Source organism: Bacteroides sp. 90-K9/2 (assembly GCF_047310725.1).
GTDB classification, from domain to species: Bacteria; Bacteroidota; Bacteroidia; order Bacteroidales; family Bacteroidaceae; genus Bacteroides; species Bacteroides vicugnae.
In genome coordinates, this window is record NZ_JBCGVL010000004.1 from 19,452 (window position 1) to 30,858 (window position 11,407).

Consider the following 11,407-nt stretch of genomic DNA (forward strand, 5'->3'; position numbering starts at 1 on the left):
CCGTCACATATCAAACGAATGAAACACAGAATGTTATTAATAAATCGTATATCATGAAAAAAGAATTTTTTGGTTTGCTTTGTGGATGTACTCTGCTTCCGGCATTTCTTCATGCACAGACAGAGCGTCCTAATATTGTGATTGTATTGGCCGACGATTTAGGTTGGGGAGATGTCGGATTTCATGGAAGTGAAATCAAGACTCCCTGTCTGGATGCTCTGGTTGGAGAAGGAGTGGAGCTCGAACGTTTCTATACCTCTCCTATCAGTACGCCTACCCGTGCGGGACTGATGACGGGACGTTACCCGAACCGCTTTGGTGTTCGTTCGGCTGTTATTCCGCCTTGGCGTGAAGACGGTCTGGACGAGAATGAAGAAACGATGGCCGATATGTTGGCACGCAACGGATATAAGAACAGAGCCATTATCGGTAAGTGGCATTTGGGACATACGAAGAAAGTGCATTATCCGATGAATAGGGGCTTTTCTCATTTCTACGGTCACCTGAACGGTGCAATAGATTATTTCGACCTTACGCGTGAGGGCGAATTGGATTGGCACAACGATTGGGAAACTTGTCATGACAAGGGATATTCTACCGAACTGATAACTAAAGAAGCTATCCGTTGCATCGATGCTTATGAGAAAGAAGGTCCGTTTATGTTGTATGTAGCTTATAATGCGCCTCACACTCCGCTGCAAGCACAGGAAAAAGATATTAAACTTTATTGTGATAACTTCGACAGTCTGACACCGAAGGAACAGAAAAAGGTGACTTATAGTGCAATGGTTTCCTGTATGGACAGAGGAATCGGAGCTATCGTAGATGCCTTGAAGAAGAAAGGAATAATGGACAACACTTTCTTTATCTTCTTTAGCGATAACGGTACTGCCGGCGTTCCGGGATCCTCATCAGGACCATTGCGTGGGCATAAATTCGACGAGTGGGATGGAGGCGTGCACGCTCCGGCTGTTCTCTATTGGAAGAAAGCAGAGAAACAGTATAAGAACTTGAGTTCGCAGGTGACAGGTTTTGTTGACCTTGTTCCCACATTGAAAGAACTGGTAGGAGATAACAGTCGTCCGAAACGTGAATATGATGGTATCAGCATACTCCCTGTATTGAATGGTAAGAAGAGCTGCATCGACCGCGATTTCTATCTGGGACACGGAGCCGTAGTCAATAAAGACTATAAACTGATCAGAAAAGGCATGAAACCGGGACTTGATTTGAAACAGGATTTTCTGGTTGATTATAAAACAGATCCTTATGAAAAGAAAAATGCCAGTGCAGGAAACGAGAAGATTGTGAAGGCCCTGTATCAGGTTGCCTTGAAATATGACACCATCACTCCTTGTATACCGGAGGTTCCATACGGTAAAGGCCGTGACGGATTCAAGGCTCCTAAAGAATGGAAAGTAGTACGTTGAATCTGTTAACCCTATGAATTGAAAATAATACAAGATGGAAAAATCAATGATTAGCATGTGCCTTTTAGGCGGATTGGCGATAGGGAATGGGTTTGCCCAAACTCCTTCGAAACCTAATATTCTATTAATCATAGCCGACGACTGCTCCTATTATGATATAGGCTGTTTCGGGGCTGTAAACAACAAGACACCTCATATAGACGCACTGGCGGAGCAGGGGATCAAATTCAACAATGCGTATAACTCCGTTTCGATGAGTACGCCTACCCGGCATTGTGTGTATACAGGTATGTATCCGATGCATCATGGTGGTTATGCAAACCATAGTGCGGTCAATGCTGATGTAAAGTCTCTTCCCACTTATCTAGGGAAACTTGGCTATCGGGTAGGATTAGCCGGGAAATGGCATATCAGGCCTTTGGCTAACTTCCCCTTCGAGAAAGTACCGGGATTTCCTGAAGGATGTACAAGTACAAACACTGACTATCATACCAAAGGCATCGAAAAGTTTATGGAGCGTGATGCTTCCCAACCTTTCTGTCTGGTATTGGCTTCTATCAACTCGCATGCTCCCTGGACGGGTGGTGACGCTTCCGTCTTCGACCGGAAGAAACTTCAATTGCCGCCACAATTTATTGATACGGAAGTAACGCGTGAATACTATGCCAGATATTTGGCTGAAGTCGGTTTGCTCGATCAGCAGGTGGGTGACGCTATGCAGATTCTGAAAGATAAGAATCTGCTGCAGAACACGCTTGTCATTTTCATCTCCGAACAAGGTACGCAATTTGCCGGAGCTAAATGGACGAATTGGAGTGCAGGGGTCAAGTCGGCGATGGTTGCTTCCTGGCCGGGTGTCATTAAACCGGGTGTGGAAACTTCTGCCATTGTTCAATATGAGGATCTTCTTCCTACGTTCATCGATGTTGCAGGCGGAGAAATTCCTGACGTGATAGACGGAAAGAGCTTGCTGGGTGTGTTTCAGGGGAAAACGAAGACACACCATAAATATGCTTATCATGTTCACAACAATGTTCCCGAGGGTCCGGCCTATCCGATTCGCTCCATTTCAGACGGACACTATCGCTTGATCTGGAATCTGACTCCGGAAGAAACATACGTGGAAAAACATATTGAAAAGGCAGAATGGTATCTCTCCTGGAAAGCACAGGAGTCGGATCAGGCACATAAAATATTGAACCGTTACAAGAATCGTCCTGAATTCGAGCTATATGATATCAAGAAAGATCCGTTCGAGATGAATAATCTGGCGGATATGAAGAAATATAGTAAGAAGAAAGCTGAACTGACGATGGAACTGCAGAAATGGATGAAGCAGCAAAATGATACCGGAGCTGATAAGGACCAGCCACGCACCCCTAAGAACAAGCAGAAGAAAGCAGCCAATGCATAGCATTCCAACAATGCTATCGTTATTTGCTCTCTGAAAGAGATTTTATTTTTTTATTTCTCATTTCTCATAAAATCTCGATAATTAGCTTGTAATTAAATGTATATAGTATGAGAGATGTTTTTTAAACAGGCATCTCTCATACTTTTTATAGATATTTTAACGGAAAAAGGGCTTTCTCTCATACGTTTTTCAATCATTTCTCATACACTTCTCATCGAAATTGCACGGATGATGGGTACTGTAAACGCCTACATTGAAAACAGATGAAGAGCATTTTCCGTTCAAACAACCTGATGTCCTCCTGTTTTCCATTCGTTCTTGCCTTGTTATTGATAAAGCATCTGCATCGTTCCACTAGAGTGGCACAAACTGTTTACTAGAGTGCACAGACCTGTTCACTGGAGTGAAAGGGGTCGTTCACTGGAGTGGAACGAAAGAGATGGCAGTAGGATAATACGGGCATGCCGCTTGGAAAACATGAAGGCATAGGCGATATCACCTATTAACTACGGTTTTAATACATTATATATATGAATAAACTAATCACAATCTCTTCTGCACTTTTTGCAGTAACTGCTGTAAGGGCGCAAACACCCAATATCGTGTTTATATTGGCTGACGATTTAGGCTACGGAGACATCTCCGCCTTCAATCCCGAATCTAAAATCCATACTCCTAACATCGACAAACTGGCCGGGCACGGAATTGCCTTTACGGATGCCCATGCTTCCTCTGCTTTATCCACTCCTTCCAGATATTCTCTCCTGACCGGAAGATATCCGTGGCGTACCAAACTGAAACGAGGCGGTCTTAATGGTGATTCACCTGCTATGATCGACCCTGAACGTCGCACCATCGCACAAATGTTTTCAGCCAACGGATACAATACCGCTTGTATCGGCAAATGGCATTTAGGCTGGGACTGGGGATATACGGACAACGGTAGAAGCATGAAAGATATCGATTTCTCGCTCCCGATCAAGAACGGACCTACCGACAGAGGATTTGACTATTACTTCGGCATCCCTGCATCACTGGATATTTCTCCCTATGTTTACGTGGAAAACAATAAGGCAACCTCTATCCCCGATCATGTGATAGAACCCCAGAAAAAGAACCTGGCTTTACTGATGCACGGAGGAATGGCAGGAGCTGACTTCAAACCGGAAGAATGTTTTCCCAGCATCATTCGTCACAGCCTGAACTATATCAATGAGCAGAAAGGCAGTAAGAAACCATTCTTCTTATATTTGCCTATTACTGCTCCCCACACACCTATATTGCCTTCGAAAGAATTTCAGGGTAAAACCAGCATCGGTCCCTATGGTGATTTTGTAGTCATGATAGACGACATGGTGCGCCAAATTGTAGAAACATTGAAGAAGAATAAACAACTGGATAACACCATCATCGTATTTGCTTCGGACAATGGCTGTGCTGCCTATATAGGCGTCAAAGATATGGAAAGACAGGGGCATTTCCCCAGTTATATCTACAAAGGCTATAAGAGTGATATTTATGAAGGCGGTCACAGAATACCGCTTATTGTCTCCTGGAAAGGTAAATACGGGAAAGAGACAAATAACTCTCTGGTTTCGTTGATTGACTTTTATGCTACCTTTGCCGAAATGCTTAACCACAATTTGGAGACGGAAGAAGCCGTCGACAGTTACAGTATGTGGCCGATATTGAGTAAGAAAGGCACTTCCACCCGCAAAGACTTGGTGCATGAGGCAGGAGAGGGGTATCTGTCTTTACGTACTTCCCAACTGAAACTGGTATTTTACGGAGGCTCCGGTGGGTGGACATATCCCGTTAAACCGGTTGATGTAGCTAAGTTCCCTCCGATGCAATTGTTTGATATCGTGAAAGACCCTTCGGAAAAAGAAAATATCATCGGTGATAAACGTTATGAGAATGAGGTGAAAGAGATGAAACGGACTATGAAGAAATATCTGGAAGAAGGACGCTCTACACCCGGTGAGAAAGTATCGAATGATACGGAGAATAGCTGGAATCAGGTAAAGATCTTCATGCAGGAAGAAGAGTAAGCCCATCGGGAAAAAATGAAAACATAAAAAACAGCCCCCTGAATATAGACCTTCAGAGGTGCTGTTTTTAAATTCAACAAGGAAAAGAGTATTATTCTAATTATTATTTATTCAGAGAGTTACAGATTTTCTGGTTGATTTCCCTGATTTTAGCTTCATCCATTTTGATTACTTTACGGTCGTAAGTGAGCAGACCGTTGATTTCACCTTCTACGTCTGTTGTCTGAGTATATACGGCAGCAGAGAATCCTTTCTGGATCAATTCCAACAGATGTCTGCCATATTTGATGTATTCGTTGGTTACTTCGTCCGATGTATTGAACTTCACATAACCCCAGTTTTTCTTGTCATTCACCCAAGTGTTTCCTTCTACTACAAGGCCGATACCTCCGTACTCACCCAATACGGTAGCACGTCTCGGATCGTAAAGGAACATGTTTGGTCCCGGATAGTGGTGAAGGTCGAGAATATCGCCACAAGTGTAGTGATTACCACCACTGGCAGGATTCACCAGTCGGCTAGGATCGTATTCTTTGGTCCACGCTACGATTTCCGGAGTTTTGAATTGGCCCCATGCTTCATTGAAAGGTACCCATACAGCGATACTCGGATAAGAGTACAGACAGTCGATGATTTCTTTCCACTCTTTGCGGTAGTTAGCTTCGGAAGCAGCAGAGCGAATCACTTCTGTACCGTTGAAATAGTTACGTGCTTGCCACTGTGGGCTGGGACCACCGTTCGGCATATCTTGCCATACGATCAATCCCAACTGGTCGCAATGAGTGTACCAGCGTGCAGGTTCTACCTTAACGTGCTTACGTACCATGTTGTAGCCGAAGTCTTTTGTTTTCTTCAAGTCGTAAACCAAAGCTTCGTCTGTCGGTGCAGTATATAAACCATCAGGCCACCATCCCTGGTCGAGCGGACCGAATTGGAAATAATCTTTGTTGTTCAACTGCAGGCGAGTGATACCATTCGGACCCTTGCGGATAGAATATTTACGCATAGCAGTATAGCTCTTTACCTGGTCGATTGCTTTTCCGTCTTTATACAGAGTCACTTCCATATTGTAAAGGAAGGGAGAGTCCGGAGACCACAGTTTAGCATTAGCAGGCATTGCCAGTTCAACGGGTACTCCGTTCAACGCTGCACCTTTGGCTACAAGGTTCTTGCCGTCGAATACTTTTACTTCCACTTTGTCAGCAGAAGTTGTGTTGGCAGCAACTTCTACCTTAACAGAGTTATTATCAATATTAGGAGTAGTTTTCAGATTAGCGATGTATTGTGCTGCCACCGGTTCCAACCACACTGTTTGCCAGATACCTGTAACCGGAGTGTACCAAATGCCATGAGGATTTGCTATTTGTTTTCCTCTGGGTTGTTCGCCACGATCTGAAGGGTCCCATACTTTTACTACCAGATCATTATTGCCTTTATTAAGTACGGAAGTGATATCGAAATAGAAAGGAGTAAATCCGCCTGTGTGTTCACCTACCTTTACGTCATTCACCCAAACTTCTGCTTTCCAGTCTACTGCTCCGAAGTGCAACAGGACTTGTTTGCCACGCCAGTTGGAAGGAACGTCGAAAGTGCGTTGGTACCACAGTTCCTCTTTCTCGTTTATCATTTTGCCTACGCCTGATAAAGACGATTCTACAGCAAAAGGAACCAGAATGTCACCCTGGTAAGCAGCAGGCGCAGGAGCTCCCTTCTTTGTGATTGCATATTTCCAAAGCCCGTTCAGGTTTTTCCAGTCACTACGTTCCATGATAGGACGCGGATATTCCGGCAATACATTTTTAGGATCGAGCTGTTCTCCCCACGATGTCTTGATTTTGTCACCGGCAGGTTTCCATTGAGCAAAAGTCGAACTGCATAGAGCCAATGCAAGTAGCATTGTTAGAAAATTCTTTTTCATGTTCATGGTATACATTATAATTAGTTATTAGATATAAATTCCATAAGAAGGAACATTGCAAAGAAAGTGGAATTTAAAGAGAATAAAGGAAACTTGCCGTTCAAAAAACAGCAAAATCTCTTCTTTTTCTATATAAAGTCTCCTATAAAGTTACTTTTGATGATAAATACCGGAAGTAGTGGTCAGTTTTTTTCTTTGTTGAACAATCGTTTTTTTGTTATTTGTCAGCAGTTTTTGTTCCTGATGGTTTGGGGAGTTTCGTTCCGGCTTTGTCCGGAACACCCAGTACAGGCATTCCGTCTTTGTCCCACTCCATTTTTTGTAAGCGGGGAGTACGTGAGTCCATTGCACCCGGAGCGTCGTTGGGAATCTGGCGGGCATGATAAAGCATATAACATTCTTTTCCATCCGGTGAAGGAATGAAAGAACTGCCGCCGGGACCAAAAACTTCGTTTTTCGGCTCCTGCTGAAATACAGGGGTCGGATGTTTCTTCCAGGAAGCGGGATCCAGCAGGTCAGCATTGGCGTCTGCTGTTAGTAATCCTACACAATAATAAGGCGTCCAGCTACCACTGGCAGAATAAAAAATGCAAACTTTGTCTTTATTCTTCGGTTGGAAAAAATGAGGTGCCTCGTTCACATGAATCGGATAGGCCGTTTTACTGCCATCAGGATTGACCCATTGACATTCCCATTCATATTCAGGTTTGGAAATCAGGACTCTATCGGAAGAAAGAGTCCATGGATTTTCCATGGAAGCGATGTAAATGCACTGTGTCTCACTGTCGATTCTTCGTTTTTGCCATCCGCACCAGATCATATAATGTTGTCCGTTATGTTCAAAAGTGCTTGCATGAATCGCCCAGTTGTTATCTTTGTCAGTCGGTATTCGGCCTTTCATGACAAACTTTCCTTCTGTAGGAGTGGCAGCCTCGTTCTCAATTACATAAATCTGGTGATTGTCCATGTTACCGTCATCTGCCGCAAAATAGATATACCATTTATTATTGATCCGATGTAGCTCGGGGGCCCATAAATGGTGCGAATTACTAGGGTCTGTCGGTATCCATACCGGTTTTTTAAGACTGTCATCCAAGTTTGTTATATCACTCGTTTCCCAAAGTATGATCCTGCTTTCGGAACCTTGTGTGTAGTAATATTTCCCTTCGTGAAAAACACCCCATGGTTCTGCTCCTTTTTCGCGCAACGGATTCGTATAGGTATCTCCTGTTATCGTTTCCTTTTCCGGCTCTGTTTTCTTCTTGGGTTGGCAAGATGCACAAATAATGACTAAAAGTACAGTTAGTAATGAGATTCCGCTTTTCATGGTATTTTTCATTTTATAATGACACTGCAAAGAAAGCACAAAATCTTGATAAATCATCTTTTTTTTGCAGATTGGTTAGTATTTATCCTTAATTGGTTCATAATTATTGAATTTTCTATTCGTTTTTTCTCATCTTTGTAGCACGAACTTTAAAATTGATATTATATGAAACTAAAACATCTTATTCTTTTCTGTATTATTTGTTGTTCCCTGTCTGTATTTGGGCAAAAGGCCGGTCAGCAACCAAAGACAAGTGGCAATCCTGTATTTCCGGGCTGGTATGCCGATCCGGAAGGAATTGTGTTTGGAGATGAATACTGGATTTACCCTACGTATTCGGCGCCTTATGACGAACAAACCTTCATGGATGCTTTCTCGTCTAAAGACTTGGTGAACTGGACAAAACACCCGAAAGTGTTGTCGAAAGAGAATATAAGTTGGTTTAGACGTGCTTTATGGGCACCTGCTGTGATTCATGCGAATGACAAATATTATATATTCTTCGGTGCGAATGATATTCAAAGTAATAACGAGCTGGGAGGTATCGGTGTGGCTGTAGCCGACAATCCTGCCGGACCATTTAAGGATGCACTGGGCAAACCTCTGATTGATAAGTTTGTAAATGGTGCACAGCCGATCGATCAGTTTGTTTACAAAGATGATGACGGACAGTATTATATGTATTATGGTGGCTGGGGACATTGCAATATGGTGAAGCTAGCTCCGGACTTGTTGAGTATCGTACCGTTTGAGGATGGTACCATCTATAAGGAAGTAACTCCCGAAAAATATGTAGAGGGACCTTTCATGTTAAAACGTAACGGTAAATACTATTTTATGTGGTCGGAAGGCGGTTGGACCGGACCGGATTATTGCGTAGCCTATGCGATTGCCGACTCACCATTCGGACCTTTTAAAAGAGAAGCAAAAATCTTACAGCGAGATCCCAATATTGGAACGGGTGCCGGCCATCATTCTGTAGTGAAAGGTCCGGGAGCGGACGAATGGTACATCATTTATCATCGCCATCCATTAGGTGAAACGGATGGAAACGCTCGTGTGACCTGTATTGATCGCATGATTTTTGATAAAGACGGAAAAATAAAACCCATAAAGATGACTTTCGAGGGAGTAGAAGCCAGCCCATTGAAGTAAAATCTGAAAAGTTCAGCCCATCGGTAATTAATATTTTAATAAAGATGGGCTTTTTTTGATTTATTGTTTTATTTTTGTCCTTATAAATTCAATATACTTATTATAATGAAATCGGATATACACTCTCTCTCTGATTCCCTTTTGTGGAGAAGGTTTCTCGAAGGAGACTCGAGTGCGTATACCCAAATATATAATCAAACAGTACAAGATCTGTTTCGATTCGGATTATTATATACTTCGGATAAAGAATTAATTAAAGACTGCATACATGATGTGTTTGTGAAAATTCACATGAATCGTGCAAAGTTGGCTCCAACAGATAATATTGCCGCCTATTTGACAGTGGCGTTGAAAAACACTCTTTTTAATGCGCTGAAAAAAACAACAGATTCTCTCCCGTTTGATGAAATAGGTGAGAGAGAAGATACGGTTGACGACTCTCCTTCCACTCCGGAAACTATATATATTAATAATGAACAGGAAAAACAAGTTCAGACAACCGTACATTCTATGATGTCTGTATTGACGGACAGACAGCGCGAAATTATTTATTATCGGTATATCAAAGAGATGAGTATCGATGAAATCAGTAAGGTGACAGATATGAATAATCAGTCTGTTTCTAATTCTATTCAACGGGCTTTGGGACGTATCCGCGACTTATTTAAGAGAAAATAAGAGAGAATAATCAGCCCATTTTTCCTGCCTATCAAAAAAAGTGGAAAAAACTTCGAAAAAGGTGAGTATAAAATGAAAGTACAACTGTTATTCATACGTAAAGACAATGAAAATGATGAACTCTGAACAAGAACATACAGATTTTTCCCTATATACTTTTGAAGAATTTCTTCAGAATGATTTCTTTGTTTCTTCTATGAACTATCCTACGGAAGAAACACAGAAGTTCTGGGATGAATTTGAACAGATGAATCCTTCTAATATAGATGAATATATCGCTGCAAAAAGATATTTGGAAGTTTTTTCGAAAGAGAAGGGTGAGGTACTTTCAAACCAGGAAACGGATGATTTATGGATTCGTATTCAAGCGACTAATATAAATAAGGAGAAAGCGAGACGCAAGAACTATTTCTTAATAGGATTGAGTGCGGCTGCCAGTGTGGCTATTCTTGTGGGATGTTTCTTCTTTTTGAAGAACTATTCTTCGGCTCTGGATCCGGACATTGCCACATTTGCTGTGAATACGAAAGCCGATTTGCCTTTGACGGAAGAAACACTGTTGATTTTGGCAGAAGATAATGTCGTGAGTTTGAAGGAAAAAGAAACAGAGATCACGTATGATTCCGTAGAAATCAAAACGAATCAGGAAAGTATACAAAAGGAGAAATCGGCAACTTATAACCAATTGGTTATTCCACGTGGAAAACGTTCGGTATTGACGTTTGCCGATGGATCTAAAGTCTGGGTGAATGCCGGTACAAGGGTGGTTTATCCGGTGGAGTTTGAACAAGACAAACGTGAAATCTATGTGGATGGTGAAATCTACATAGAAGTGGCCAGAGATGAAAATCGTCCTTTCTATGTGCGGACCAAAGATATGAATGTCAGAGTGCTTGGTACTAAATTTAATGTAACTGCGTATGAATCGGAAGCAATTAGAAGTGTAGTGCTGGCACAAGGATGTGTTCAGGTGGAGACAGACCGGACTCCTAAAGCCATTCTGGCTCCTAATCAGATGTTCAGTTCTGCCGATGGAAAGGAAAATATAACACAGGTAGATGTAGAAGAAGCTATATCATGGGTGAATGGACTCTATTATTTCCAAAGTGCTGATTTGGGAATCGTTTTGAAACGTCTGTCTACCTATTATGGCATTAACGTAGAATTTGACCCAGCGCTAAGTAAAATAAAATGTTCCGGAAAAATCGATTTGAAAGACAACTTTGAAACAGTAATTAATGGATTAACCTTTGTTGCACCAATCTCTTATGCCTATGATGAACAATATAAGACGTATCGAGTCGTAAAGAAATAGATATGAAAAAATAAGATAAAGAATAAATCTAATTCCTGAATTTTATGGTAATTTTTGTAGAAAGTGGATGATACACGCTATCATCCAACTGGGACGTGTGTACCCAATAATGTTTAGAT

General features: G+C 42.0%; 8 protein-coding genes. 6 read left to right on the plus strand and 2 right to left on the minus strand.

Annotated elements, in window-relative coordinates:
- Positions 1-53: 53 nt before the first annotated feature.
- The 3 genes from AAHJ11_RS11380 to AAHJ11_RS11390 all read left to right on the plus strand — a co-directional run bounded on the left by AAHJ11_RS11380 (position 54) and on the right by AAHJ11_RS11390 (position 4,895).
- Positions 54-1,430 carry an arylsulfatase B gene (locus tag AAHJ11_RS11380; protein WP_195648884.1) on the plus strand — a complete coding sequence of 459 codons (1,377 nt, stop codon included), beginning with the start codon at positions 54-56 and terminating at the stop codon, positions 1,428-1,430.
- Between the two features lie 34 nt (positions 1,431-1,464).
- Positions 1,465-2,844 (plus strand): sulfatase, encoded by a 1,380-nt coding sequence (locus AAHJ11_RS11385; RefSeq protein ID WP_217723549.1) that lies wholly within the window; start codon positions 1,465-1,467, stop codon positions 2,842-2,844.
- A gap of 530 nt (positions 2,845-3,374) precedes the next feature.
- A complete protein-coding gene (locus AAHJ11_RS11390; protein WP_320974443.1) occupies positions 3,375-4,895 on the plus strand; it encodes an arylsulfatase in 1,521 nt (506 codons plus the stop codon).
- A 103-nt stretch (positions 4,896-4,998) separates the two neighbouring features.
- Here AAHJ11_RS11390 and AAHJ11_RS11395 read toward each other — a convergent pair whose 3' ends face one another.
- Both AAHJ11_RS11395 and AAHJ11_RS11400 read right to left on the minus strand, forming a co-directional pair.
- Positions 4,999-6,813 carry a glycoside hydrolase family 2 protein gene (locus AAHJ11_RS11395; protein WP_148364116.1) on the minus strand — a complete coding sequence of 605 codons (1,815 nt, stop codon included), beginning with the start codon at positions 6,811-6,813 and terminating at the stop codon, positions 4,999-5,001.
- 217 nt (positions 6,814-7,030) lie between these two features.
- Entirely contained in the window at positions 7,031-8,140 is a 1,110-nt protein-coding gene (locus tag AAHJ11_RS11400; RefSeq protein ID WP_167511709.1) for a family 43 glycosylhydrolase, read from the minus strand.
- A gap of 165 nt (positions 8,141-8,305) precedes the next feature.
- Here AAHJ11_RS11400 and AAHJ11_RS11405 point away from each other — a divergent pair, with 165 nt between their 5' ends.
- The 3 genes from AAHJ11_RS11405 to AAHJ11_RS11415 all read left to right on the plus strand — a co-directional run bounded on the left by AAHJ11_RS11405 (position 8,306) and on the right by AAHJ11_RS11415 (position 11,288).
- Positions 8,306-9,295: a glycoside hydrolase family 43 protein gene (locus AAHJ11_RS11405; protein ID WP_297284764.1), complete on the plus strand. Its 990-nt coding sequence runs from the start codon at positions 8,306-8,308 to the stop codon at positions 9,293-9,295.
- Between the two features lie 105 nt (positions 9,296-9,400).
- A complete protein-coding gene (locus tag AAHJ11_RS11410; RefSeq protein WP_148364113.1) occupies positions 9,401-9,973 on the plus strand; it encodes an RNA polymerase sigma factor in 573 nt (190 codons plus the stop codon).
- A gap of 112 nt (positions 9,974-10,085) precedes the next feature.
- The gene (locus tag AAHJ11_RS11415) at positions 10,086-11,288 is read left to right on the plus strand and encodes a FecR family protein (protein ID WP_148364112.1); all 1,203 of its coding nucleotides are present in this window, start codon (positions 10,086-10,088) and stop codon (positions 11,286-11,288) included.
- Positions 11,289-11,407: the final 119 nt, after the last annotated feature.

What these genes read in the sequence shown, in the direction of transcription:
- AAHJ11_RS11405 (WP_297284764.1), top strand. Translation starts at nt 8,306, where the DNA reads ATGAAACTAAAACATCTTATTCTTTTCTGTATTATTTGTTGTTCCCTG.
- AAHJ11_RS11390 (WP_320974443.1), top strand. Translation starts at nt 3,375, where the DNA reads ATGAATAAACTAATCACAATCTCTTCTGCACTTTTTGCAGTAACTGCT.
- AAHJ11_RS11415 (WP_148364112.1), top strand. Translation starts at nt 10,086, where the DNA reads ATGATGAACTCTGAACAAGAACATACAGATTTTTCCCTATATACTTTT.
- AAHJ11_RS11385 (WP_217723549.1), top strand. Translation starts at nt 1,465, where the DNA reads ATGGAAAAATCAATGATTAGCATGTGCCTTTTAGGCGGATTGGCGATA.
- AAHJ11_RS11395 (WP_148364116.1), bottom strand. Translation starts at nt 6,813, where the DNA reads ATGAAAAAGAATTTTCTAACAATGCTACTTGCATTGGCTCTATGCAGT.
- AAHJ11_RS11380 (WP_195648884.1), top strand. Translation starts at nt 54, where the DNA reads ATGAAAAAAGAATTTTTTGGTTTGCTTTGTGGATGTACTCTGCTTCCG.
- AAHJ11_RS11410 (WP_148364113.1), top strand. Translation starts at nt 9,401, where the DNA reads ATGAAATCGGATATACACTCTCTCTCTGATTCCCTTTTGTGGAGAAGG.
- AAHJ11_RS11400 (WP_167511709.1), bottom strand. Translation starts at nt 8,140, where the DNA reads ATGAAAAGCGGAATCTCATTACTAACTGTACTTTTAGTCATTATTTGT.